This window comes from Pseudomonas saxonica, from assembly GCF_007858365.1.
Lineage (GTDB): Bacteria > Pseudomonadota > Gammaproteobacteria > Pseudomonadales > Pseudomonadaceae > Aquipseudomonas > Aquipseudomonas saxonica.
In genome coordinates this window covers 106857-130486 of record NZ_VFIO01000013.1, presented here as the reverse complement: position 1 = coordinate 130486, position 23630 = coordinate 106857, and the positions used below count along the sequence as shown (strand labels likewise).

22 protein-coding genes, 1 tRNA gene and 2 pseudogenes are annotated in these 23630 nt (G+C 55.0%); 13 read left to right on the top strand and 12 right to left on the bottom strand.

Annotation, left to right across the window (positions count from 1 at the left end):
* Positions 1 to 96: 96 nt before the first annotated feature.
* Together FJD38_RS22165 and FJD38_RS24475 are read right to left on the bottom strand one after the other, a co-directional pair.
* A tRNA-Leu gene (locus FJD38_RS22165) sits at positions 97 to 181 on the bottom strand.
* Positions 182 to 286: 105 nt separating this feature from the next.
* Positions 287 to 442 (bottom strand): hypothetical protein, encoded by a 156-nt coding sequence (locus FJD38_RS24475; RefSeq protein ID WP_158637869.1) that lies wholly within the window; start codon positions 440 to 442, stop codon positions 287 to 289.
* A gap of 105 nt (positions 443 to 547) precedes the next feature.
* Here FJD38_RS24475 and FJD38_RS22160 point away from each other — a divergent pair.
* Positions 548 to 927, top strand: a pseudogene (locus tag FJD38_RS22160) ((2Fe-2S)-binding protein); the annotation flags it as partial.
* 35 nt (positions 928 to 962) lie between these two features.
* On the opposite strand, the gene FJD38_RS22155 reads toward FJD38_RS22160, so the two are convergent.
* Positions 963 to 1955 (bottom strand): aldo/keto reductase, encoded by a 993-nt coding sequence (locus FJD38_RS22155; RefSeq protein ID WP_146387569.1) that lies wholly within the window; start codon positions 1953 to 1955, stop codon positions 963 to 965.
* Positions 1956 to 2043: 88 nt separating this feature from the next.
* Positions 2044 to 3027, bottom strand: a complete 984-nt coding sequence (locus FJD38_RS22150) for an aldo/keto reductase (protein ID WP_146387567.1) — start codon at positions 3025 to 3027, stop codon at positions 2044 to 2046.
* A gap of 106 nt (positions 3028 to 3133) precedes the next feature.
* Between FJD38_RS22150 and FJD38_RS22145 the strand changes: the two genes are divergently transcribed.
* From FJD38_RS22145 to FJD38_RS22125, 5 genes are all read left to right on the top strand, one after another.
* Positions 3134 to 4057 carry a LysR family transcriptional regulator gene (locus FJD38_RS22145; protein WP_146387565.1) on the top strand — a complete coding sequence of 308 codons (924 nt, stop codon included), beginning with the start codon at positions 3134 to 3136 and terminating at the stop codon, positions 4055 to 4057.
* 290 nt (positions 4058 to 4347) lie between these two features.
* A complete protein-coding gene (locus FJD38_RS22140) occupies positions 4348 to 5394 on the top strand; it encodes a DMT family transporter (RefSeq protein WP_122785935.1) in 1047 nt (348 codons plus the stop codon).
* A gap of 33 nt (positions 5395 to 5427) precedes the next feature.
* Positions 5428 to 5994, top strand: coding sequence for a DedA family protein (locus tag FJD38_RS22135; protein ID WP_122785936.1), 567 nt, complete (start codon positions 5428 to 5430; stop codon positions 5992 to 5994).
* 182 nt (positions 5995 to 6176) lie between these two features.
* Entirely contained in the window at positions 6177 to 6713 is a 537-nt protein-coding gene (locus tag FJD38_RS22130; RefSeq protein WP_146387563.1) for a DUF4174 domain-containing protein, read from the top strand.
* Positions 6714 to 7081: 368 nt separating this feature from the next.
* Positions 7082 to 8266, top strand: coding sequence for a sugar transporter (locus FJD38_RS22125; RefSeq protein WP_146387561.1), 1185 nt, complete (start codon positions 7082 to 7084; stop codon positions 8264 to 8266).
* Positions 8267 to 8304: 38 nt separating this feature from the next.
* Here FJD38_RS22125 and FJD38_RS25195 read toward each other — a convergent pair whose 3' ends face one another.
* Entirely contained in the window at positions 8305 to 9039 is a 735-nt protein-coding gene (locus tag FJD38_RS25195; RefSeq protein ID WP_425281173.1) for a methyl-accepting chemotaxis protein, read from the bottom strand.
* A gap of 123 nt (positions 9040 to 9162) precedes the next feature.
* A pseudogene (locus FJD38_RS25190) lies at positions 9163 to 9849 on the bottom strand (cache domain-containing protein); the annotation flags it as partial.
* A 358-nt stretch (positions 9850 to 10207) separates the two neighbouring features.
* Between FJD38_RS25190 and FJD38_RS22115 the strand changes: the two are divergent.
* Both FJD38_RS22115 and FJD38_RS22110 read left to right on the top strand, forming a co-directional pair.
* Positions 10208 to 11038 (top strand): undecaprenyl-diphosphate phosphatase, encoded by an 831-nt coding sequence (locus FJD38_RS22115; protein ID WP_122786048.1) that lies wholly within the window; start codon positions 10208 to 10210, stop codon positions 11036 to 11038.
* Positions 11035 to 11466, top strand: a complete 432-nt coding sequence (locus FJD38_RS22110) for a DUF1294 domain-containing protein (protein WP_208727536.1) — start codon at positions 11035 to 11037, stop codon at positions 11464 to 11466. The genes FJD38_RS22115 and FJD38_RS22110 overlap by 4 nt, the downstream gene beginning before the upstream one ends.
* A 3-nt stretch (positions 11467 to 11469) precedes the next feature.
* Here FJD38_RS22110 and FJD38_RS22105 read toward each other — a convergent pair whose 3' ends face one another.
* Positions 11470 to 11814, bottom strand: a complete 345-nt coding sequence (locus FJD38_RS22105) for an MmcQ/YjbR family DNA-binding protein (protein ID WP_122786049.1) — start codon at positions 11812 to 11814, stop codon at positions 11470 to 11472.
* A 14-nt stretch (positions 11815 to 11828) separates the two neighbouring features.
* On the bottom strand, positions 11829 to 12737 hold the full coding sequence (locus FJD38_RS22100) for a LysR substrate-binding domain-containing protein (protein ID WP_122785942.1): 909 nt from the start codon (positions 12735 to 12737) through the stop codon (positions 11829 to 11831).
* Between the two features lie 127 nt (positions 12738 to 12864).
* On the opposite strand from FJD38_RS22100, the gene FJD38_RS22095 reads away from it, so the two are divergent.
* Together FJD38_RS22095 and FJD38_RS22090 are read left to right on the top strand one after the other, a co-directional pair.
* A complete protein-coding gene (locus FJD38_RS22095; protein ID WP_146387557.1) occupies positions 12865 to 13476 on the top strand; it encodes an FMN-dependent NADH-azoreductase in 612 nt (203 codons plus the stop codon).
* A gap of 162 nt (positions 13477 to 13638) precedes the next feature.
* Positions 13639 to 14670 (top strand): alpha/beta hydrolase family protein, encoded by a 1032-nt coding sequence (locus tag FJD38_RS22090; protein WP_146387555.1) that lies wholly within the window; start codon positions 13639 to 13641, stop codon positions 14668 to 14670.
* A 34-nt stretch (positions 14671 to 14704) separates the two neighbouring features.
* On the opposite strand, the gene FJD38_RS22085 is transcribed toward FJD38_RS22090, so the two are convergent.
* The 3 genes from FJD38_RS22085 to FJD38_RS22075 form a co-directional block, all read right to left on the bottom strand.
* Entirely contained in the window at positions 14705 to 15100 is a 396-nt protein-coding gene (locus FJD38_RS22085) for a tail fiber domain-containing protein (protein ID WP_122785945.1), read from the bottom strand.
* Between the two features lie 224 nt (positions 15101 to 15324).
* Positions 15325 to 16512, bottom strand: coding sequence for an MFS transporter (locus FJD38_RS22080; protein ID WP_146387554.1), 1188 nt, complete (start codon positions 16510 to 16512; stop codon positions 15325 to 15327).
* Positions 16513 to 16671: 159 nt separating this feature from the next.
* Positions 16672 to 18258, bottom strand: a complete 1587-nt coding sequence (locus FJD38_RS22075; protein ID WP_122785947.1) for an ABC-F family ATPase — start codon at positions 18256 to 18258, stop codon at positions 16672 to 16674.
* Between the two features lie 445 nt (positions 18259 to 18703).
* Between FJD38_RS22075 and FJD38_RS22070 the strand changes: the two genes are divergently transcribed.
* From FJD38_RS22070 to FJD38_RS22060, 3 genes are all read left to right on the top strand, one after another.
* Complete coding sequence (locus FJD38_RS22070; RefSeq protein ID WP_122785948.1) at positions 18704 to 19741, top strand: zinc-dependent alcohol dehydrogenase family protein; 1038 nt, start codon at positions 18704 to 18706, stop codon at positions 19739 to 19741.
* A gap of 260 nt (positions 19742 to 20001) precedes the next feature.
* Positions 20002 to 20316, top strand: coding sequence for an acid-activated periplasmic chaperone HdeA (gene hdeA / locus FJD38_RS22065; RefSeq protein ID WP_122785949.1), 315 nt, complete (start codon positions 20002 to 20004; stop codon positions 20314 to 20316).
* Positions 20317 to 20506: 190 nt separating this feature from the next.
* The gene (locus tag FJD38_RS22060; RefSeq protein WP_122785950.1) at positions 20507 to 21019 is read left to right on the top strand and encodes a hypothetical protein; all 513 of its coding nucleotides are present in this window, start codon (positions 20507 to 20509) and stop codon (positions 21017 to 21019) included.
* On the opposite strand, the gene FJD38_RS22055 is transcribed toward FJD38_RS22060, so the two are convergent.
* Complete coding sequence (locus FJD38_RS22055; protein ID WP_244302787.1) at positions 21020 to 23554, bottom strand: autotransporter family protein; 2535 nt, start codon at positions 23552 to 23554, stop codon at positions 21020 to 21022.
* Positions 23555 to 23630 lie beyond the last annotated feature (76 nt).

Below are 23630 nucleotides of genomic sequence, written 5' to 3'. Positions count from 1 at the left end.
GCAGTTGCTTCAGGTGATGAATGCCAAATCGCAGACAGCAAAAAACACCAGTGCCGTTAGACGCTGATGACGGAAATAAGGGTGGGTTAAGTTAGATGGTGCCCCGAGCCGGAGTCGAACCGGCACACATTTCTGCGACGGATTTTAAGTCCGGTGTGTCTACCAATTTCACCATCGGGGCGATGTCGCGGTAAAGCAGGCGGCTATTGAACATCAAAACAAAGTCAAAATCAACCACTTAGCTGAGATGCGACGTGCAATGGCCAGGAAAATTAATTTTACCGGGTCAGCGTTGGAAGTTCTGACGTGTACGGACGTCAAAGCCTACATCCTTGGGTACAACACCGTAGCTCAAAGGCTTGTCCATCAGATGCACCCAAACAGACCAAAAACCTTTTCTGCGCAAGCGATCACCTGCGAGTACGGGCTGTTCCAGAAGCATTGATGAGTCCCGCTCATGGGGTTATGTGGAATCTACCTACTAATCAACTAAATGAGTAAAGGCTACATTCGAACGCCGGGTTATCCCTGTTATTCCAAACAATGACTGCCGGTGTCGGCTCGAAACTTTCTCAAGTTTGGCGTTTCGCGAATCGCAGCAGCCACCGTATCGACCTGGATCCTTAAAGCGTTGTTGCTGCTCCGCTGACACTCCCCGTCATCGAAGAGGAGGGAGCACCCAAAATCGGTGAGCAACGTGTCCAAATGAAGGTGAATGGGCTATCTCACTCGCTCAATGTTCCGGCCAACGCGATTTTGCTGGATGTCTTGCATGAGCGCCTGCAACTGACCGGCAGCAAGAAAAACTGCGACCACGGCCAGTGCGGCGCGTGCACGTTATTGGTCAATGGTGTCGCGATAAATGCCTGCCTTTCAAATGCCCAGCAACATGATGGAGACAACATCATCACAATTGAAGGCTTATCCCGGGGTGCTGGCGGCTGTGTTGAAGGCGATTATTGTTATCGCCCGACCATTTTCATGGCAGCCTCAGGCAATCGCTCACCCTGCACCTGAATTTTTGAGGTTTCTGAATTGATCTCCTGAAGATCGTCTTGTGTCAGTTCGAGGTCGACGGCACCCAGGTTTTCTTCAAGGCGGTGCTGTTTGGTGGTACCGGGAATAGGCACAATCCAGTTTTTTTGCGCAAGCAACCAGGCCAGGGCAATTTGCGCAGGTGTTGCGCCTTTGCGGTCGGCTATTCGTTTGATCGCCACGACCAGCGCTGCATTGGCACGGCGTGCTTCAGGAGTGAAGCGGGGGACGCAATTGCGAAAGTCCGTTGGATCGAAGGTCGTGTTCTCGTCAATCTTGCCGGTCAAGAATCCCGCACCCAGTGGACTGAACGGCATGAAGCCAATATGCAGCTCTTCGAGCAAGGGCAACAACTCGTGCTCCGGCTCACGCCAGAACAGTGAGTACTCGCTCTGAACGGCAGTGACTTTTTGCACCGCGTGGGCACGGCGAATGGTCTGGACACCTGCTTCCGAAAGTCCGAAGTGCCCGACTTTACCTTCTGCAATGAGCTGCTGCACCGTGCCAGCAACTTCTTCAATTGGAACTGCAGGGTCAACACGGTGCTGGTACAACAGATCAATTCGGTCGGTGCGCAGGCGCTTCAGGGATGCTTCTACGACAGCCTTTATATGCTCTGGACGGCTGTTTGTGCCGGCGCGTCGCTCGCCCGTTTCCAGGTCAATGTCAAAGCCGAACTTGGTGGCAATGACCACCTTGTCTCGGATTGGCGCCAGTGCGCTGCCTAACAGTATTTCGTTGGCAAACGGGCCGTAAGCTTCCGCTGTGTCGAACAGCGTAACGCCTTGCTCATGCGCCGTGCGGATCAGCTTGATCATCTCTTGAGCATCCGGTGCGGGGCCATAGGCAGAACTCATGCCCATGCATCCCAGGCCCAACGCCGAAACCGTAAGTCCTTCGCCTAGCGTTCTGGTCTTCATCATAGTGCTCCGAGTAAAGGGGAGTCTGAGGCGCAATTAAACTGCAGGCCACGCAATCACGTTGGACTTACAGGGTATGTGGCTGCCGTTAGCGGTTAACGTTCTTCTGCAAATGAGCCGGGTAACGATCACCTACGATCTTGATCTGCTTCAAAGCAGAAGCAATGGCAGAGAGGTCATCGTTGTTCAGAACGAGGCTAGCAGCTCCGATGTTCTCTTCCAGTCGATTCAACTTGGTCGTACCCGGTATGGGCACTATCCAGGGCTTCTGCGCCAACAGCCAAGCCAAAGCAATCTGGGCTCGTGTTGCGCCTTTACCCTCGGCGATCTCACCCAGCAGCTCTACCAGTTGCGCATTGGCCTTGCGGTTCTCTTCGGTAAAGCGCGGCACTATGTTACGAAAGTCGTCATCCGCGAACTGGGTGTTAGCATCAATGGCTCCGGTCAGGAAGCCTTTGCCCAGCGGGCTGAAGGGAACGAAACCGATTCCGAGTTCTTCAAGTAACGGCAAGATCTGCTCTTCAGGTTCGCGCCACCACAAGGAATACTCGCTTTGCAGGGCTGCGACGGGTAGCACGGCGTGAGCGCGGCGGATTGCATCAGGCCCGGCCTCTGACATCCCGAAGTGCAACACTTTGCCTTCTTCAACCAGTTGTTTCACTGCGCCCGCGACGTCCTCAATCGGAACCTGAGGGTCAACACGGTGTTGGTAGAGCAGCTCGATGCGGTCAGTATTGAGCCGCTTCAGCGAAGCCTCAACCACCGCCTTGATTGTTTCGGGCCTACTATCGAGTCCTTCGTCAGGCACTCCGTTTTTAAAACCGAACTTGGTTGCGATCACGACTTTATCCCGGATCGGCGCCAACGCTTCACCCAGCAATTGTTCGTTGGTGTAGGGACCATAAGCCTCGGCTGTGTCGAAGAAGTTAACCCCCTTGTCGAAAGCCTCTCGAATGAGGGTCACTGCAGCCTTTTGTTCAAGCGCGGGGCCGTAAGCGAAGCTCAGGCCCATGCAGCCCAAGCCAATGGCCGAGACTTCCAAACCACTTTTGCCTAAATGACGTTTCTGCATGATATGTCTCCTTCGCAAGCAAGTAACTGATGGGTACACTTTAGATTCCTGTGTATAGCTCAACAATTGGCACTTTGCTTCATGGGCACCTGAGGAGAATTCACAAATGATCCGTGCTGGACTTCCTGAGTTAACAGCCTTTATCGCCATTGCTGAGCAACGCAGCTTTAGCGGCGCCGCCAAGATTCTTGGTGTGTCGGCTTCAGCGCTTAGCCATTCGCTGCGGGGTCTTGAATCCCGACTGGAGCTACGCCTGTTTAACCGCACAACACGTTCGGTTGCGCTGACAGAGGCGGGGGAGCAATTGTTCAAGCGCGTACAGCCGCTGTTGGGCGATCTTGAATCCGCGGTCAACGAAGTGACCTCCGAGCGCAATACCCCTTCAGGCACGATACGGCTTAGCGCATCGGAGTCATCGTTCAAGCCGCTGATTCGTCACGTGATGCCTGGTTTTTTGCGGGACAACCCGCAGATTCATATCGAATGCGTCGCTGACAGTCGCTTGGTCGATATCGTCGCTGATGGCTTCGACGCGGGCATTCGCCTGTATGACGACGTGCCGCGTGACATGATCGCGGTGCGTTTCGGGCCCGATGTACGTTTTGCAGCCGTTGCTTCCCCGCAGTACCTGCTACATCACCCGCAACCCCAAGCACCCCATGACCTCAAGGCGCACCGCTGCATTCGCTTTCGTTTTGCGAGCGGCACCTTGTTTCGCTGGGATTTAAGCCATCTGGGCAGAACAGCCAGCGTTGATGTCGATGGGCCCATGACGATGGATAACCTGAATTTGATGACAGAAGCTGCGCTGTCGGGCATTGGCATAGCGTGGCTGCCGGAATATCAAGTCAAGGAGCATCTGCAAGCCGGTCACTTGGTGCATGTGTTGCCAGACTGGGGGCCGTACTACCCAGGGCCGTGCCTGTACTATCCCGCCAACCGGCACCCGCCAATGGCGCTGCGAATGTTCGCTGACGCTGTACGCGAATGGGCTCGCGGTCAAGCGTCAAACCCGCCCGGCACGTGCTGAGTGGTTGGCTGCGGCATACCCCTTGAGCCTGTTAATGAATGGTTCAAGGGGGCATTGTTTTGCATTGGCCGACAGGGTGTTGGCGTTACTCTGCGTACCAATACTGTGCGGTAACGCCTCCGTCCATCAAGAAATCGCTGCCGGTGTTTGCCCCAGCGCACCCAAAGGATCGATTACCTGTTCGGGTTGCACTAGGTTCTAAACCCGGCTCCTGGATTGTTTGCCACGCGAAAGTTCACCCTTCGATTGTTAGGCTAGTCTGCTTGCACGTCTGAACAAAAGTGGTCGAGATGAATACAAGTGTAATTTACGCCTTGGCAGCGGCTGCGCTGTTTGGTGCCAGTACGCCGCTGGCCAAGGTGTTGGGGACGCAGATTCCGCCCGTCATGTTGGCCGGTTTGCTGTATTTGGGCAGTGGCTTGGGCCTTCTATTGGTACGCGTAGTACGCGACCGTGGCTGGGCAAAGTCGGGGCTTACTGCCCGCGAGTGGCCCTGGCTGGTGGGCGCAATTGTGTTCGGCGGCATTCTTGGGCCCGTCGCGCTGATGTTTGGTTTGACCCGCACCAGCGGCGCCACGGCGTCGTTGATGCTGAATCTGGAACCGGTGCTGACGGCGCTGCTGGCATGGGTGGTATTCAGGGAAAATGCCGATCGTAGAGTGGTGCTCGGCATGCTTGCCATTATTGCCGGAGGCATTGTGCTGTCATGGCCTACCGGGCAAGCAGCATCCGGGGTTCATTCATGGTTTGGGCCGGTGGCCGTTGCGTTGGCGTGCTTATGTTGGGCGATAGACAACAACTTGACGCGAAAAGTATCGGCGTCGGATGCACTGTATATCGCCGGGGCCAAAGGCTTGTTTGCCGGGTTGGTGAATTGTGCAATTGCACTGAGCCTGGGGGCACAGGTCCCGGCCATTGGTGTGTTGAGCCCGACGTTGTTGATTGGTTTTCTGGGCTACGGAGTCAGTCTGGTTCTATTTGTGCTGGCATTGCGAGGCTTGGGCGCCGCCCGAACCGGCGCGTATTTTTCGACGGCGCCTTTTCTGGGCGCTGCGGTGTCAATTGTGCTGCTGGGCGAGTCGGTGTCATGGCTGTTCTGGCTGGCCGCAGCGTTCATGGTGGCGGGCGTGTGGTTGCACCTTACCGAACGCCATGATCATAGCCATCAGCACAAAGAACACGCACACACTCATCGGCACCGTCATGACGAACATCACCAGCATGAACACGCGCAGGAGGTGCCGGCCAATGAGCCTCACACCCACCCCCATGTTCATCAAGCGATCAGGCATAACCATCCACACTTTCCTGATATCCATCATCGTCACCGGCACTGACACCGTTATCACTTTGGGAGTTACAGAGCGCGCATGTTCGAGCATATCGATTTCAATTATTTGTTGGCGACCTATGGGTATCTGGCGATTTTTATAGGCTGCCTTCTCGAAGGCGAAACCATCCTGATACTGGGAGGCATGGCAGCCCATCAGCATGTACTCAAGTTATTGCCGGTTATCGGGTATGCCAGCCTGGCCGGGATGCTGGGTGATCAATTGCTGTTTTGGCTCGGTCGCTACTTTGGTGCTCGACTGTTGCCGCGACTGCATAAGCAACAAGCGATGATTGACAAGGTCACGCAGTTGATCAACAAACATCCGCTGGTATCGATTTTTTCAGTGCGGTTTCTGTATGGCATGCGGCTTGTGGGGCCTCTAGTGATTGGTGCAAGCAGGGTGTCGCCGGTCAAATTTACCTGCATCAATCTGTTGGGGGCGGTGGTCTGGGCAACACTGTTTGCCAGTGTCGGCTACGGCGCAGGGGAGTTTCTGGAACGGATATTGGGCGATCTCAAAACCTACCGCCTGCCCATTGCACTGGGGGTTGTCGGGTTGATGGCAGTGATTGCTGTGGTTCGGCATTACCGGGCCAAAAAGTAATACCCCCCTCATGCAGTGTTTGTCTGCAGTTGCAAAGCGTCTGCATGGAAGGCAAAGTCCGTGAACCGGTTGCGTGTTGAAACACTTGGCCTAAGCTTTTGATAGCGCGGCAGTATCAGGTGTTCGAGCGGTTGTCGGTACCACCACCTATGAAGCCCGCCCGATACTCAATGGAGGTCAGGATGTTTATCCGTTTGTGGATCCTAGCGAGCTTGCTTGTGTCTGGCGCAGTACAGGCCGTAGAAGTAGCAAGCCCTCTCGAGCAAGACCGTGGAAAGTTTCGCCCCTTAGTCATTTTTGCCCGTTCAACGGCCGATCCTACTTTGCAGGCAATTACCAAAGAACTCGCAGACCCGGCTACAAAACAAGCGTTTACCGAGCGCGACATGGTGCTCTATACGATTGTTAACATTGACGGCAAGCGTGACGATAAAGGGCTTGAACCTCAAAGTACGATGTCGCTTCTTCGCGGACTCAAGCCTGGAATGATCAGAGATAAAGCCAAAGTCATTCTGATCGGCAAAGACGGCGAAAAGAAGGTAGAGCAAGAGGGGGATGTCGACCTCAAGGAATTGTTCAAGATCGTTGATGCGATGCCAATGGCCGAGAAAGAATCGCAAGCCAAAGTTGACGTCGTGACGCCCGAGAAAAAGCCACCTGCCAGCAAGGCCGGTAAATCGGCAAAGTCAGCCAAAGAGCCTGTCCCTTTGAGTGATTGAAGAGACGAAAGCGGCAAGCAAAAAAAAGGCCTGCGGGGGGGCAGGCCAAATGGGATTCACTAAAGGAGTGAGTTCAACTTAGACGTCTTGATGTGAAAGTGGCGTGAAAAGCGTGTAGTCAAAACGCAATGTTTCGAGTACACGCTTGCAGGAGCTGCTGACATACCGTTTACCCGGCGACTGCGCGCAGTCATGACTGATGTTTTCAGTGGCGAGATTGAGGGTGCGGCAAAATGCCACAAATGCTGCACAGATGTTCATCAACAGGTTTCAGAGTTCTCTATAGAATGCCGTTACATGTGGTTCAGGCTGGAGAAATCAAGTCATGGGCCTGTTAGATCATCGATAGCGAGCAGTGCCCCCCTTAAATGAGTGACTCCATCTCTACCTCCAAGGCCAATTGGCAACCGGTCATCGCACTGGCGCTGGCCGCTTTTGTGTTCAACACCACTGAATTTGTGCCTGTTGGGCTGCTGAGCGCGATCGGCGCCAGTTTTGACATGAGCTCCGCCAATGTCGGGCTCATGCTCACTATTTATGCCTGGGTGGTTTCCCTGGCTTCATTGCCTATCATGCTGGTCACCCGCAATGTCGAGCGACGCAAGCTACTGCTGAGTCTGTTCGGGTTATTTATCGTCAGCCATGTGGTCTCGAGCCTGGCCAACAGCTTTGGTCTGTTGTTAGTCAGCCGCATCGGGGTAGCGTTGTCCCATGCACTGTTCTGGTCCATTACCGCATCGCTTGCGGTGCGTCTGGCCCCGGAAGGCAAGCAGGTGCAGGCATTGGGTTTGCTGGCCACCGGCACATCGCTGGCGATGGTGTTGGGCGTGCCGTTGGGTCGCTTGCTGGGTGAGGCGATGGGGTGGCGCACGACCTTTTTGGTGATTGCCGGTCTGGCTGCTGTGCTGGTGTTCTGGCTAGCCCGCACGTTGCCCTTACTGCCGAGCCAGAACTCTGGCTCACTCAGAAGCCTGCCGGTGTTGTTCAAACGACCCGCGCTGGTGGCGGTGTATGTGCTGACGGCCGTGGTCATCACGGCGCAGTTCACCGCTTACAGTTACGTCGAGCCGTTCGTTCAAGGCGTGGCGGGCATGAGTGGCAGTACGGTCACATTGATCCTCCTGCTGTTTGGCGGCGCCGGTATTATCGGCTCGCTGTGCTTCAGCTGGTTCCACAAGTACAGCCCGCAAGGCTTTTTACTCACCGCCGTGGGGTTACTGGCTCTGTGCCTGTTGCTGCTCTTGCCAGCGAGTGGGTGGGTCGAGTCTCTGGGCGTTTTGAGTGTGGTGTGGGGCATGGCAATCATGGCCTTCGGCTTGGCGATGCAATCCAAAGTATTGAGCCTGGCACCCGACGCAACCGATGTGGCAATGGCCATGTTCTCAGGCATCTACAACATCGGTATTGGCGGCGGGGCACTGTTGGGCAGCGCGGTGGGCAGCCATTTTGGGTTTGCCTGGATCGGTCTGGTAGGTGGCGTCCTGGCCGGTCTGGCGCTGGCTGCGTATGGCTGGACCATGTACCGATTGCAGCGGGCAGGTGAGCCAACCTGACCTGTCGCGGGCCTTCACTGGCCCGCCCGCAGGGTTCTTTACACCTTGAATTGACGCAGCAAACTGTTGAGTTGAACGCTCAAGGTTTTCAAATGCACGCTTGCCTCGCTCGATTGCTCCGCTGCCTGGGCGGTGCTTTGCGACAGGCCCGCGGCCTGGGTGACATTCTGGTTGATGTCTTCCACTGCGTGGGCTTGTTGCAGGGTGGCGCTGGCAATGGTGGTGTTGAGTGTATTGAGCGTGCTTAATGCCTGACCAATGCTGGTCAGGCTTTGTCCGGCTTGTGTTGCGTGCTCAATGGTCGTTTGGGACGCGCGACGGCTGCTGCTGATGACATTGACCGCTGCTTCGGAGTGCGCCTGAAGACCTTCGATCATGGTCTGAATCTGCGCGGTGGATTTCTGAGTGCGTTGCGCCAGCAATCGCACTTCATCCGCCACTACTGCAAATCCCCGGCCCTGTTCCCCTGCGCGAGCCGCTTCAATGGCTGCATTGAGGGCCAGCAAGTTAGTTTGCTCGGCGATGGAGCGGATAACTTCAAGCACACTGCCTATTTCGTCGCTCTGCGTGGCGAGCGTGCGAATGACTTCGACCGCTTCATTGATGGTGTTCGACAACTGGCCAATATGTTGCAAACTGCTGTCAATGTTCTGTTGCCCCAGTTGTGCCTGCCCTTGCGCGCCGCTCATTTCATTGGCCGCGTGTTCGGCGTTTTTAGCGACTTCTTGCACGGCGTAGGTGACTTCGTTAATGGCTGTTGCCACTTGTTCCATTTGCAAGGCTTGATGCTGGCAGCGCTGTTGCGCCTCGCTGGCGTCGTTGCCCAATGCCGTAGACGACTGCTCGAGCGCCGTGGCTGTGCCTTGCAAGTGGCTGATCAGCGTGCGTAGTTTCTGGGTGAAAGCATTGAAATGCTGGCCCAGTTGCGTGATCTCATCACGGCCATGGGTGTCGAGGCTACGGGTCAGGTCGCTTTCACCACTGGCAATATTGGCCATGGCCAATACCGCTTCCCGCAAAGGGCGAACGATACTGCGCGCTATCAGGGTCACCAGTGAAACCATGATCAGTGCAATGCCAAGGCCTGCCCACATTGCTTTCCAGGCTTGTGCTGCAAACTCGGCCTGCATATCGTCGATATATACCCCGGAGCCAATGACCCAGCCCCACGGCTCGAACAATTGCACATAAGACGTCTTTTGCACCGGGTCCTGTGCACCCGGTTTTGGCCAGCGGTAATCGACCACGCCCTGGCCTTTGGTTTTAGCGACAGTGGCCATCTCACTGAACAGCGCGATGCCGTCAGGATCTTTGATGGACGACAAGTCCTTGCCATCCAGCTTGGGGTTTGTGGGGTGCATGACCATAAAAGGCCGCAGGTCATTGATCCAGAAGTAATCGTCATGGTCATAGCGCAGTTGGCTGATCACCGTGAGTGCCTGTTGCTGCGCGGCGGTTTTAGTCAATGTGCCCGAAGTTTCCAGACCGTGGTAATAGGCGAGCACACCACTGACGGCTTGCACGACATGGCGGGTTTTCTGAGCTTTGCCTTCATACAAGTCGTCATGTATCTGCTTCAACATCAACAGGCCCAGTGCCAGTAACATGCCCATTGATACAACCAGAATCAGGCCTAGACGTCGGCTGATGGATAACCTGCGTAAGGTATTCATAAAAGCAAAACTCCTTTTTTATTCTTTTGGTAGTTCAACGAACTGCGTCCTGCCTGCGTATGCAAGATGAAGACTGCACATGCATAGCAGCTAAAGACCGACGTGTCTGATAGGATCTCGGCCGCAATTGGCAAAGCTGAATCTTTATTGATACATGACAGGTTTTAAGCGCCGTTAAAGGCGCAGGACTTGTTTGTCGCTCTTCCAGGTGCACACATTTAATCAAGACTAATCCGCTCTGCATGAGGCAGAGCTTTATGGGGGAATGATGGATCTTTGGACTGCCGCACAGGCGTTGATACTCGGTGTAGTGGAAGGCCTGACGGAATTCTTGCCGATTTCCAGCACCGGTCACCAAATCATTGTCGCGGACTTGCTGAATTTCGGTGGCGAGCGCGCCATGGCGTTCAACATCATTATTCAACTGGGTGCCATTCTGGCTGTTGTCTGGGAATTCCGTCGCAAGATCCTCGACGTGGTCATAGGTTTGCCCACGCAACCCCAGGCGCGGCGATTCACCGTCAATTTGATCATCGCGGTACTTCCAGCCGTGGTGCTGGGGGTGATTTTTGCGGATGTGATCCACGAGTACCTGTTTAACCCGATTACGGTGGCTACAGCTCTGGTCGTGGGCGGTGTGATCATGTTGTGGGCCGAGCGCCGTCAGCATGTGATTCGCGCAGAAACTGTGGACGACATGACCTGGAAAGACGCGGTGAAGATCGGTTTTGCCCAGTGTCTGGCCATGATCCCCGGCACGTCCCGCTCCGGCTCTACCATTATTGGGGGGCTGCTGTTTGGCTTGTCGCGTAAAGCTGCCACTGAGTTTTCATTCTTTTTGGCAATGCCGACCATGGTGGGCGCGGCGGTGTACTCGGGTTACAAATACCGTCATCTGTTCCAGCCGGATGATTTGCCGGTGTTTGCGATCGGTTTCATCACCTCGTTTATCTTCGCGATGATTGCCGTGCGGGCATTGCTCAAGTTTATTTCCAACCACAGCTACGCCGTATTCGCTTGGTATCGCATCGCTTTCGGGTTGTTGATTCTGGCCACCTGGCAGTTTGGCTGGATTGACTGGTCTGCGGCCTCCGCGTGAAAAACAGCGCACAACCACGGCGTACGTCCAGCACTGGGCCAAGGCTGGCGGCCACGCCAATTCGTGGCGTGAAACTCAAACTGCTTGTGTTTGTGCTGCTGTGTGCATTGCCGCTCGGTGGCGCATTGAGCCTGTATGTGAAGGGTTCGAGTGGCATGCCGTTACTGGCCTATGTAGTCGCCAGTGGGTTGGCGTTCGGGGTGTATGGCTACGACAAGCGACAGGCAAAAGCGGGCGAGTGGCGAATTCCCGAAAAGGCCCTGCATGCCATTGAGTTGCTGGGCGGCTGGCCGGGTGCTTTATTGGCCCAGCAGGTATTTCGTCATAAAACCCGCAAGCTGTCGTATCAACTGTGGTTCTGGCTGATCGTAGCCGTGCATCAAGCGGTGTGGATAGACGTGCTGTACCTGAACGTCTTCAAGCACTAGGGATTAAAGCAGCAAGCCGATTTGACGCTTTTTCGGCAGTTTGCTGACCACCAGTTGATGGGAACGTCGCAGCAAGTCTTGCAGTTCCTCAGCGCCCATCGGGTAGGGCGCCTGCATATTGATCCAGTACGCCCGCGCCAGATATGGCGACGGGCGTATGCCGGGCCGATCGACATAGCCCAGGAACAAGTCTTTATCGACTTTGAACGAGAGACCGTTGCTGTTCAGATTAAACAGGGCAAACATCTTGCTCTGGTCGATATAAAACACTTCGACCCCGCCCCATTTGACGTCTTCTTTGACTCCCGGCAGGCTGCGACAGAACTCCGCGACCTGGTGTTTGGTCATGCTGTTTTTCCGGCTCATAGCATCTTGTCTCCACACCGCTCAAAGGTTTCTACCAAGTGCTCGATCCAGGCCCTGACGGCCGGCATCACCCCGCGTCGATGCGGGTACACGGCATGCAACCACCCACCGGGCAATGACCAGTCAGGCAATAGTTGCACTAGCTGGCCACTTTCCAGTTCCTGCTCGCAATACATCATAGGCAGAACGGTAAACCCCAAACCCGAGAGCGTGCAGGCCTTGCGCACCACAAAATCATCAATGCCCAGCCGCGCTTCCATCGTCAGTTCACAGGTTTTGCCCTGTGCATCAAGCATGCGCAAATGCACCATTCGGTCAGGCTCAAGCGCGCCTAGCAACGGCACATTTTTCAAGTCTTCGGGGCTATTGATCGGCCATTGTCGGGCGAACTCAGGGCTGGCCACCATCGCTGTCCGCGCCGGACGTAACCAGCGGGTGGCGAGCAACGGGTCCTCATCGCCTTTCTCGCGTACGCGCAACGCCACATCAATGCCCTCAGTGATCAAATCGACACGGCGGTTGAGCAGGATGACTTCCAGTTGAACATGGGGATAGGCACGCAAAAACGAGCTGATCACCTCGGGCATAAACTCATGGGCCAACCCGACAGGGCAAGAAACACGCAGGCGGCCACGCGGCTCACTGGACATGCTGGCCACCGCCTCATCGGCCATTTCGGCTTGCAACAGCATGGCCTGGCAATGGCTCAGATAGCGCTCACCCACAGCGGTCAGCTTCAATTGTCGAGTGGTACGTTGCAGAAGGCGGGCGCCTAGGCGCTCTTCAAGTTCAGCGACCCGCCGTGACAGACGCGACTTTGGAATGCCCAGCAAGCGACCGGCAGCCGCGAACCCACCGGCTTCGACAACCTTGGCGAAATAATAGAGGTCGTTAAGGTCTTGCATGCTGAATTCTCACTGTCCTACATGTAGAACGAACTATCGCACGGTAGCTGACTTATCGTCGATTGCTTTCACCCGTAGTATCGCTGCCATCAGATCGCCCCGCAGCGATCCTCACGTGGAGAACAGCATGAAACTTTTGCACATCGATTCAAGCATTCTGGGCGACAACTCGGCTTCGCGTCAGTTGAGCGGTGAAGTGGTTAAAGCCTGGCAGGCGGCACATCCTGGCCTGGACGTCAGTTATCGTGACGTAGCGGCTGAAGCGATCGAGCATTTCTCGGCTGCGACCCTGGTGGCTGCGGGCACGCCTGCTGAATTGCGCGATGCCGCACAAAAGCACGAAGCACAATTGAGTGCAGACACCCTGGCCCAGTTTATGGCCGCCGACGCGGTGGTGATTGGCGCACCCATGTACAACTTCACCATTCCTACCCAACTCAAGGCCTGGATTGACCGTATTGCTGTAGCGGGTCAGACCTTCCGTTACACCGAAAATGGCCCCGAAGGCCTGTGTGGCAACAAGAAAGTCATCGTGGTATCGACGTCGGGCGGTTTGCATTCAGGCCAAGCCACTGGCGTGGCCCACGAAGATTATTTGAAAGTGGTATTGGGCTTTTTGGGCATCACCGATGTTGAGTTCGTTCGTGCCCATGGCCTTGCGTATGGGGATGAAATGCGCAGTAAAGCGATGAATGATGCTCACGCGCAGATCAATCAAGAGTTGTTCAGCGCAGCGTAAGCAGCCTTACGAACTAAGCTCTGTATGCTGGCGTTGTGAAACGCCGGGGTACGGAGTTTTTTTCGTCTGTTGTGAAATCTTATCAATGCCACCGCCCAGCTACTGGGCCTGAAAGATGCAGGAATCCGTGCTCCACGTTGTGTGCAATGAAAGGTGAGCCCCATGATGCGACTGTGCGCAGTATTTATCCTTTTTTTGGCGGGGTGCCCAGTCATGGTGCAGGCTGAGCCTGCCAAAGAATGGAGCGCGGGCTTTCATCGTCTGACCTTTCTCGATCCTTTGGATGATCAGCCGATGCACGCCATCGCTTTCTATCCCTCCAGTGATCCGCAGGGGGTAACCCCATTGGGCGGCTACACCGTTCAAGCCACTGAAGAGGCGAAGATTGCATTGGGTCATTTCCCGATGTTGATGCTGTCGCATGGCAACACAGGAACGCCGCTGGCGTTGCATGATCTGGCCACATCCCTGGCGCGCAAGGGTTTTGTGGTTGTGGCGGTTCTACATCCCGGCGATAACTATAAGGACCATAGTCGGCTGGGTACGTTGAGCAACTTATATGGACGACCGATGCAGATATCGGCAGCCATCACTGCAACCTTGGCTGATCCACGATTATCAGCGTATGTGCATGGCGATCAGGTGGGGGTTATCGGCTATTCGGCCGGTGGTGAAACTGCTTTGATTCTAGCGGGTGCCCAACCGGATCTGGAGCGTCTGCGCACTTATTGCCAAGAGCGTCCGGATGATCGAGACGCCTGCACCACCAAGGGCGAGTTGATTGCCGATCGAGATGATCTTGTGCCTATAGCTGACCCACGGGTCGGAGCGCTGTTATTGATGGCACCGCTTAGTTTGATGTTTGGTCGTCAGACCCTGGCAGATGTGCATGTGCCTGTTCTGCTGTATAGCGGTGACAAGGATCAGTTGGTTTACCCAGATAAAAACGCTGGTGCACTGGCGCGCAAGTTACCAGTAGAGCCTGAATTCAAAGTAATTGCCGGCGCGGGGCATTTTGTATTTATGGCGCCTTGCAACGATGAGCAAAAGAGACTGATGCCTGGCTTGTGCACCGATGCGCAAGGCGTTGATCGTGAGGATATACATCGAAATCTGATGAATGAAGCCGGGATTTTTTTTAATAAAACGCTGATATCAACATCCAATACAAGAACGGTATATAACGGTCAGTAGCCTGTGGCAAATGACCGTTATATAGGGGCTGCCCTTAATGAGCTTTTTGGGTTGCTTCAAGCTGTTTGATACGTGCGTCCATTTCTCGGACAGATTCAATCAGCGGGCCGACCAACTTCTCGTAGTCCACGCGAAGATACTGTTTGTCCTGTCGAACTAACTGCGGATATACCTTTTGTACATCTTGCGCAATCACACCCACATCGGCGCGATTACCTTCTTTCCAGTTGAACGTAACACCCTGGATTTGCAGCAGTTTTTGAGTGGCGTCAGTGATAGGTAGCACATCGGTTTTCAGCGTCGCATCACTGAAAGGGCAGCATGGCCAGCCGCCTGGCGGGCCGGAATCAATTTTGTAATCTGCCAGTGCAACGTTTTGCAGGCCTATGAGTAAAACAGGGAAAGTTAGAGCGGTTATCAAGGAACGCATTTTCTGGTTACTCAGTCAGAACTTTTAATTATTGGTATAGGAGGCAAGTGCTGAGCGTCGTCAGCGCGGCGTATAATGGCGATTAATCATTAATCCGCAATAATGTCCCACTGACATCATTTATACTTTATGTTGCGAATCAGACGGTTATGACGTGATAAGTGCGGCTTTGCGCCGCACCTACGAGAAATTGTCTTTGTGATTTTATATGTGTCTCTTAGTAACTAAACTGTTTTTCGTAGGGAAAGCCCTACAACAAGTAACAGTCCGAGCACGCTGAGCACTGCTGCACTGAAGAATATCAATGGATACCCCATGTTTAAGGCAACAGCGCCCATGACCGGGCCAGCGATAGCCAGCGCCAAATCGAAAAATACGGCATAAGCACTCAAACCTGCACCACGGCTCGAAACGGGCACTTGTTTGACGGCCTCAACCCCCAGGGCCGGATACACCAATGACAGGCCAAAACCGGTCATGCCTGCTCCGATCATGGCATACACCGCCGAGGGGGCCAGCCACAGCAATATCAGACCGCAGGTTTCGATGGTCATACAGGCTATCGCCACGCGATAGCCACCAAAACGGTTGATGCTGTTGGTGAAAATCAGTCGACCCAAGATAAAGCAAACACCAAAAACGGACAGGCAATACGCGGCTCCTGCCCATCCTCGGTCAATATAAAAGAGCGTTACGAAAGTGGTGAGTGTGCCGTAACCAATAGAGGCCAGAGTCAAGCTGATACCAAAAGGGGCAATCAGGCCAAACACCGACCAGAAGGGCATGCGTACGCCTCGAATGACCGGCATGGAAGGTTTATTGCGGATCAGCACCAGCGCAAATAAAGCCAACCCCAACAGGGCAATTCCCAAGCTGAAAAAGCCTGCCGCGTCGATCATCGCCACGCCCAGCGGAGCACCTATAGCAATAGCGCCGTAAGAGGCTATGCCGTTCCAACCAATGGCGCGGGCTGTATGTTGCGAGCCGACCTGAGCAATCCCCCAGCTAATGGTTCCGACACCGATGAGCCCTTGCGCAACGCCAAGGAACACCCGCCCGACCAGCAACACACACAGGCTGAGCAATGGCCAGCCCTCCAGCATCACCGCCAGTGACGTGAGGACCCCGCTAACGGCAATCCCGATCAAGCCGTAGACAATGGCGGGCTTGGTTCCGATGCTGTCGACCAGACGCCCGGCAGACGGTCGGCTTAACAGAGTGGCCAGGTATTGCGAAGCGATCGTCAGGCCCGCAACGACGGCGCTGAAGCCCAAGTGATCATGCACATAGCCGGGTAATACGGCAATTGGCAAGCCGATGCAGATGAAGGCGATGAAGGTGTAGACCACGATTGAAAGAATTTGCAGCGTGACCGAGGGGGAATGAGCAGGCGAGGGGTGTTGCACAGGCATGACAAGCGGTCCGATTGACGGTCTAGGCGAGCATGATGGCGTGAAGGGTGGATAAATGAAAGCAGGCTAACTATTTTGTTCAGCCACTAAAACGAAAAAACCCCGTCAACGTGACGGGGTTTTTTTATGACGCTGGCTCGCCAGGGGCGGTGTCTGAAATCAGAACACGACGCCTTGGCTGCGCAGGTAATCGTCGTACGTGCCGCTGAAGTCAATTACACCGCTTGGGCTCAGCTCGATGATACGAGTGGCCAGCGAGGACACGAACTCACGGTCATGGCTAACGAAGACCAAGGTGCCAGGGTAGTTCTCGAGCGCCAGGTTCAACGCTTCGATGGACTCCATGTCCAAGTGGTTGGTCGGTTCATCCATGATCAGTACGTTCGGCTTTTGCAGGATCAGCTTGCCGAACAGCATGCGGCCTTGCTCACCACCGGAAATCACTTTGACCGATTTCAGAATGTCATCGTTGGAGAACAACATACGGCCCAGGGTGCCACGCACCATTTGCTCGCCTTGAGTCCACTGGCCCATCCAGTCAAACAAGGTCATGTCGTCTTCAAAGTCGTGCGCATGATCCTGTGCGTAGTAGCCCAGTTCAGCGGCTTCTGTCCACTTGACTGTACCCGCGTCAGGCGTCAGCTCATTGACCAGCGTACGCAGCAGGGTGGTTTTGCCGATACCGTTCGGGCCAATGATCGCAACGCGCTCGCCCGCTTCAACGGTAAAGCTGAAGTCTTTGAACAGGGTTTTGCCATCAAAGCCTTTTGCCATCTGATCAACGATGACCGCCTGGCGGTGCAGTTTTTTGGTCTGCTCGAAACGGATGAACGGGCTGACACGGCTCGAAGGCTTGACCTCGGCCAGAGTGATCTTGTCGATCGCCTTGGCACGGGAGCTGGCTTGCTTGGATTTCGAGGCGTTGGCAGAGAAACGGCTGACGAACGATTGCAGCTCGTTGATCTGCGCCTTTTTCTTGGCGTTTTCAGACAGCAGTTGCTCGCGCGACTGAGTGGCCACGGTCATGTATTCGTCATAGTTGCCCGGGAACAGACGCAGCTCGCCGTAATCCAGGTCAGCCATGTGGGTGCAGACACTGTTCAGGAAGTGTCTATCGTGAGAGATGATGATCATCAGGCTGTTGCGCTGGGTCAGAATGTTTTCCAGCCAGCGGATAGTGTTGATATCCAAGTGGTTGGTGGGTTCGTCGAGCAGCAGCACTTCAGGATCGGAGAACAGCGCCTGAGCCAGCAAAACGCGCAGCTTCCAGCCCGGCGACACTTCGCTCATCGGGCCGTTGTGTTGTTCAATGCCGATACCCAGGCCCAGCAGCAACTCACCGGCACGGGATTCGGCGGTGTAGCCGTCCATTTCAGCAAATTCTGTTTCGAGCTCTGCGACAGCCATGCCGTCGGCTTCGGTCATTTCAGGCATCGAATAGATGCGGTCACGCTCAGCCTTGACCTTCCACAGCTCTTCATGACCCATGATCACAGTGTCGATCACGGTGAATTCTTCGTACGCAAACTGGTCCTGGCGCAGCTTACCCAGGCGCACGTTCGGCTCCAGCATGACCTGACCGCCGGACGACTCAAGGTCCCCGCCGAGGATTTTCATGAAGGTCGATTTGCCGCAACCGTTGGCGCCGATCAAACCATAACGGTTGCCCGCGCCGAATTTTACTGAAACGTTCTCAAAGAGCGGCTTTGCGCCGAATTGCATGGTGATGTTAGCTGTGGAGATCAATTACTTTACCTATCAATAGCTTAGAGAGCGCGTATTTGGGATGGGACCCCTTCAAAGCTCTCCAATCTGAGCTTGAGTTGATCCAGCGCGCATTAGTAGAGAGCAACATTTTGGCGTTATAGCCAGGTTGCTGAGCAAAAAAGGCGGGAATCATGCCGGATATGGCGTGCATTGTCGCATAGGTGTGACAACAGTTGTACGCCCGGCACCGTCTGATTCCTGTCAGCCAAAGGTTAGGTGTGATTATTCAGGCTGATTCGAGTCGAGGAGAGTGGGTTAACCCTCATTGCCCCTGAGTTGATTCAGGCAGATGCACGGTTTTATGACCTGCGGCAACGCGCATTTGGAAAAGGCTGCTTTACTGCACCGAACGACTTGGGGGCTGGCGCTCCTTCCACAAGGTGCACAGTCGCTGTTGATTCTGATCGGATAAAGGAAGGCCATGATGAAAGCACTCACCTATCAGGGACCAGGCGAAAAGAGCTGGGCCGAGGTTCCAACGCCGGTCGTCGATAAACCGACCGATGCCATTGTTCGCATCCTCCACACGACCATCTGTGGCACTGACCTGCACATTCTCAAAGGCGATGTGCCTGAAGTTGCCAAAGGCACCGTGCTGGGCCATGAGGGGGTGGGCGTGGTTGAAGCCGTCGGCTCGGCCGTTCGAAATTTCAAGCCCGGTGACCATGTTTTAATCTCGTGCATCACTTCCTGTGGCAGCTGCCCGAACTGTCGTCGCCAGATGTACTCCCACTGCGCTGACGGCGGCTGGATTCTGGGCCACCTGATTGACGGCACTCAAGCTGAATACGTGCGTATTCCTCATGCCGACAACAGCCTTTATCCCGTTCCCGCCGGGTCGGACGAAGAAGCACTGGTCATGCTCAGCGATATTTTGCCAACCGGTTTCGAGATCGGGGTGCTGGCAGGCAAGGTCAAGCCGGGTGACAGTGTCGTGATTGTCGGCGCTGGACCTGTCGGTATGGCTGCACTCCTGACCGCACAGTTTTATTCACCTGCCCAGTTGATCGTGGTCGATGGTGATGCCAACCGCCTGGAAGTGGCTCAGCGTTTTGGCGCCACACACGTCATCGACATCAATACGGAAAATGCCGTTGAGCGCATTTTTGAGCTCACGCAAGGGGTAGGGGTGGACGTGGCCATTGAGGCCGTGGGCATTCCTGCGTCGTTTGACACCTGCCAGTCGGTAGTTGCCCCCGGTGGCAGCATCGCCAATGTGGGCGTGCACGGTAAAAGTGTCGAGTTGCATCTGGAAAAACTATGGATCCAGAACGTCACTATTTCGACCGGCCTGGTGAATACCAACACCACCCCCATGCTGATGAAAACGGTGCAATCAGGCAAGGTCGACGCCGGTCAGTTGATCACTCACCGCTTTGCCCTCAATGACATTCTTAAAGCGTACGAAGTGTTCGGCAATGCGGCCAAGGAGAAGGCGATGAAAGTTATTCTCTCGCAATGACCAGAGTAATCAGCTAACGGCGAGAAGTGCCAGGAACAATGCTTTTCCGGGCACTCTGAAGTTGGCGCGGTGGCTATGCAGGGAGCGGATTTATAGACTAATTCGCGCCACGGAGTTGTGTGCATATTCGTTATCTTTTAAACCGGCTACAGGTTGATGGGTAATCGTTACTTCTTTGACAGGGTCGGTTTTGGCAACTATGTTTTTGGCGGTATAACCAACGTCACTGACATTCTTTTCGATAATAGGGAAATATTGATATGAAGAAGTACATCCTGATGATGGGCGCAGCCAGCTTGGTAGCATTGACCTCAATGGCTCACGCTGATACCAAACAGCCTGTTTCGAAATGGACGTGCGAGGATTTCCTGGCAGTTAAAGACACCTTCCAGCCGACCGCTGTAGGTCTGGGTGAAGCCGTTAACAAAAGTGGCAAGGTAGAAGACGCTGTGCTTGACGTCGACGGTGTTGAAACTCTCACCCCTCTGGTGATCACGGCCTGTAAAGAAGCCCCGAAAGACTCCTTCGTTCAGAAAATCAAATCCGAATGGACAAAAGTTAAAAAAGACATGTAAAGCCTCAAGCCTGTACTCCCAGCGAGTACAGGCTGATTTTCCCTTCCGCTTGAACCCGCCTGCAGTTAAATTTTTGCCCTCGTTCTGAATTTCTCGCGCTGTATCCCCTCTACATTAAAAGCAGACCCGCCATGAGTGGCGGTGGGGCGTAGTAGACTGCGTCGGATTTATTTTTTAGTCGGGGAGTCCTATGTTAATCAGATCATTAGCTGAGCTGGATCGCATTCGTGACGAGTGCAAGGCCATGGTCACCAAGCGTTCAGCCGTATCGGCTGGTGCTGCGGCCATTCCGATACCGGGGCTGGATATCGGAACGGATGTGGCGCTGCTGGTTGAAATGCTGCCTGCCATCAACAGTAAATTCGGCCTGACCCCGCAGCAGATTGAACAAATGGACACGCGATCCAGGCGTCTTATCGTCGTCGCAGTCTCGGGCATCGGCAGTGAAGTCATCGGCAAATTCATCAGCCGAACACTGGTCATGTCGTTGGTCCGCAAAATGGGCACCAAGGTAGCCACCAAATCGGTCATTCGGTTTGTGCCTTTTGTGGGGCAGGCGGTGGCCGCCACGATCAGCTTTGGTGTGATGAAAATGGTCGGCAACGGCCATATCGAGGACTGCTACCAGGTGTGCCGCGAAGCGCTGATTGCAGAGGCGCGTGAGTCCACGGTGATCGAAATCGGGCCTGATCCCTATCCTTGATTACCAGCTTATGCGTATACCCAACGTCCCGCTGATGGCCTCTAGGTTGCGCGAGTCGAGGTTGGCGCTGTAATCGGTGCTGCCATAGAGGCTGACGCTTGAGTTCAAACGCGCCACCACGCCTGCGCCAACATCCATGCTGCTGGCGCTGTGGTCGGTTTTGATCGCCTCAACAGTGTCAAAACTTGTGGCGTCGCGGCCTCCGAAACTGCGCCACAGGTTGGCACGCAGGTAAGGCTCGACGGGCACATTGTTGACACTGTAAGCCCCTTTCATGCGTGCGCCGACCCGGCCCTTCAGGTAGTCCTGCGACTCGAAGCCTACTTTGGAAATGCCATCGCTGGCGTTGTCCATGGAGACCCTCTGTGCAATCAGCTGAGCTTGTGGTTCGATTTGCCAATGGCTGGACACGGCAATCGGGTAGCCCGTCTCCAGCGACAGACTAACGGCATGGCCATCCAGATCCAGTTTCACCCCGCGTTCAGAGCGCGTGCGCCCGTCCAAGCGGGTACCCATGGCCACGACATCCACGTACGCCGATTGTGGGGTGATCAACGTCCAGTAAGCGCCCAGGCTGTCGCCGTCAAGGCGGATGTCACCCGCCTTGGCATTTTTAAACCCCAGATTGAATCCGCGCACATCACCGTCCAGTCGGGACTGACTGGCAAACAGGCCGACACGCTGACGCATACCGCTTTCTGATGTCCATGCATACACATCGTGTCCTATTTGATACCCGTTGATGGAGCCGTCAAAACTGGGGGCGACTGTACCGGACCAGCTCTGGCGCAAGTGACTGCCAAACGTGCGTGCCCAGCCTGCCGCAACGGCACCCTTTTCAGTCAGCAGACTTTGTTCACCCTGGCGATCATGAAAAGTGCCTATTGACGTTTGCGCCAGCAGGGCCGCTACAGGCGGTACCACAGCGTAGAGCGGCACCTCCTGACGATAAAGCGTAATGCTTTGCCCGGGCGCTGCGGTGGGCAGGGCTGGCGTGCCAACTGCTGCGACGGGGGCAGGGACAGGCGTGGGTTCAACTGGAGCCACAACAGGAGGGGCCACAACAGGAGGAACCACGACGGGTGGACTCACTGGAGGCACCACAACTGGAGGCACCACCACAGGCGGTATAACGGCGGCAACCGCAGGTGGTGTCACGACGCTAGAGCGCAAAAACCAGCTGTTTTCACTTCCCGCCGTGATCCCTCCCTTGAACAGATAGTATTGATAAGCCCCGGCAGACAGTGATTGGCCCAACGTGAATGCACCTGCGGTACTGGTAGCGCCTTGATTGGCTTGCACAACTTGAATGCCGTTTTGCGTGGTCAATGCCCCGGTTCCGCCCATATTGGTGACATTCAGTGCGGTGCTGCCTGACATTTGGCCGCTCGCAACGATCAGTCGATCGGACTCTGCATTGTCGCCGGCCAGTACACTTTGTAATTTGATAATGGCGTTATTGCCGGAATAGTTACCATTGATCGTCAAGGTGTCGCCAGTGGAACTTCCGCTTCGGGTCAGGTCTATCAAGCCAGCATTATTGACGTTAACGTTCTGGCCCGCTGTGAAGGGCGAAATGACACCTGTGCTGGAGTCAATCTGGCTGCTGGCATCAATGTTCAGATTACCCGTGCTGCTGACGGTATCGCCCAATGTCAGGGTGTCATTAAGGGTCAGGTGGGAGCCTTCCGTCAGCGCTATCGTTTCCCAGTTGACATAACGTGCACCCGATTGCGGGTTGCTGTTGGCAAAGGTCAGCGAATCATTGCCCGGGCCGCCATCAATATGCGGCGTAGTCGACAGTAAGGTTTCGGGCAGATTGGACAACAGCCCGGTATCGTCGCCATCGCCCATCATCACAGCCCCCTCAAGCGTACCGCCGTCCCGCCAGACAAAGGCGTCGTTGCCAAAACTCATTAGAATCTGGCCTCCCACGGTGCCTCCTGTCACGGTGACTTGATCGTTGCCACCGCTGACACTGATGTTGCCGCCAATGGAGCCACCGGAGACGGTGATGGTGTCCAGCCCAAAACCGGTCACCAGATTGCCAATGATTTGGCCGCCCGACATATTAAAAATATTGTTGTCCAGCTTCATATCAACACGGCCAATACGCCCACCGGTCATTGTGGCCACATCGCCGTCCTCAAAAGCGCCGACAATAGTCCCGCCGGTCATCAGGAAGGTGTCGCGACCGTCACCTTGTGCCAGAGACCGGATCTGGCCTCCCGTCATGATGAAGTCATCTATGCCCGAGCCTTGGCTGACCGCCCCATCAATAAGACCGGCGTTAACCGTGATCTGGTCAGCACCGGGGCCGAAAGATACCGGGCCTGTGATGGTGCCCGTACTGTTGCTGGGCAAGCTAAGGCTATTGTTGCCCTGCAAGTCAGTGAGTGACGCAGCGCTACCACTGTCACAGATATAGCTGTCATCTCCAGCAGTCGGGCTGAACGAGCACTGTGCATAGGCGTTTTGCAAGGCCAGGCTCAGAAGGGAAGTGGCGAATAACCTTAGGGCAGGGTGTTTAGGCATGATTGACATCCTGATTGCGGACATAAATAACATCACGGTTCACCCCTGCAGTGCCTGTCAGGCTCGACAGAGTTTG

What these genes read in the sequence shown, in the direction of transcription:
- FJD38_RS24475 (WP_158637869.1), bottom strand. Translation starts at nt 442, where the DNA reads ATGCTTCTGGAACAGCCCGTACTCGCAGGTGATCGCTTGCGCAGAAAA.
- FJD38_RS22155 (WP_146387569.1), bottom strand. Translation starts at nt 1,955, where the DNA reads ATGAAGACCAGAACGCTAGGCGAAGGACTTACGGTTTCGGCGTTGGGC.
- FJD38_RS22150 (WP_146387567.1), bottom strand. Translation starts at nt 3,027, where the DNA reads ATGCAGAAACGTCATTTAGGCAAAAGTGGTTTGGAAGTCTCGGCCATT.
- FJD38_RS22145 (WP_146387565.1), top strand. Translation starts at nt 3,134, where the DNA reads ATGATCCGTGCTGGACTTCCTGAGTTAACAGCCTTTATCGCCATTGCT.
- FJD38_RS22140 (WP_122785935.1), top strand. Translation starts at nt 4,348, where the DNA reads ATGAATACAAGTGTAATTTACGCCTTGGCAGCGGCTGCGCTGTTTGGT.
- FJD38_RS22135 (WP_122785936.1), top strand. Translation starts at nt 5,428, where the DNA reads ATGTTCGAGCATATCGATTTCAATTATTTGTTGGCGACCTATGGGTAT.
- FJD38_RS22130 (WP_146387563.1), top strand. Translation starts at nt 6,177, where the DNA reads ATGTTTATCCGTTTGTGGATCCTAGCGAGCTTGCTTGTGTCTGGCGCA.
- FJD38_RS22125 (WP_146387561.1), top strand. Translation starts at nt 7,082, where the DNA reads ATGAGTGACTCCATCTCTACCTCCAAGGCCAATTGGCAACCGGTCATC.
- FJD38_RS25195 (WP_425281173.1), bottom strand. Translation starts at nt 9,039, where the DNA reads ATGGAACAAGTGGCAACAGCCATTAACGAAGTCACCTACGCCGTGCAA.
- FJD38_RS22115 (WP_122786048.1), top strand. Translation starts at nt 10,208, where the DNA reads ATGGATCTTTGGACTGCCGCACAGGCGTTGATACTCGGTGTAGTGGAA.
- FJD38_RS22105 (WP_122786049.1), bottom strand. Translation starts at nt 11,814, where the DNA reads ATGACCAAACACCAGGTCGCGGAGTTCTGTCGCAGCCTGCCGGGAGTC.
- FJD38_RS22100 (WP_122785942.1), bottom strand. Translation starts at nt 12,737, where the DNA reads ATGCAAGACCTTAACGACCTCTATTATTTCGCCAAGGTTGTCGAAGCC.
- FJD38_RS22095 (WP_146387557.1), top strand. Translation starts at nt 12,865, where the DNA reads ATGAAACTTTTGCACATCGATTCAAGCATTCTGGGCGACAACTCGGCT.
- FJD38_RS22090 (WP_146387555.1), top strand. Translation starts at nt 13,639, where the DNA reads ATGATGCGACTGTGCGCAGTATTTATCCTTTTTTTGGCGGGGTGCCCA.
- FJD38_RS22085 (WP_122785945.1), bottom strand. Translation starts at nt 15,100, where the DNA reads ATGCGTTCCTTGATAACCGCTCTAACTTTCCCTGTTTTACTCATAGGC.
- FJD38_RS22080 (WP_146387554.1), bottom strand. Translation starts at nt 16,512, where the DNA reads ATGCCTGTGCAACACCCCTCGCCTGCTCATTCCCCCTCGGTCACGCTG.
- FJD38_RS22070 (WP_122785948.1), top strand. Translation starts at nt 18,704, where the DNA reads ATGAAAGCACTCACCTATCAGGGACCAGGCGAAAAGAGCTGGGCCGAG.
- hdeA (WP_122785949.1), top strand. Translation starts at nt 20,002, where the DNA reads ATGAAGAAGTACATCCTGATGATGGGCGCAGCCAGCTTGGTAGCATTG.
- FJD38_RS22060 (WP_122785950.1), top strand. Translation starts at nt 20,507, where the DNA reads ATGTTAATCAGATCATTAGCTGAGCTGGATCGCATTCGTGACGAGTGC.
- FJD38_RS22055 (WP_244302787.1), bottom strand. Translation starts at nt 23,554, where the DNA reads ATGCCTAAACACCCTGCCCTAAGGTTATTCGCCACTTCCCTTCTGAGC.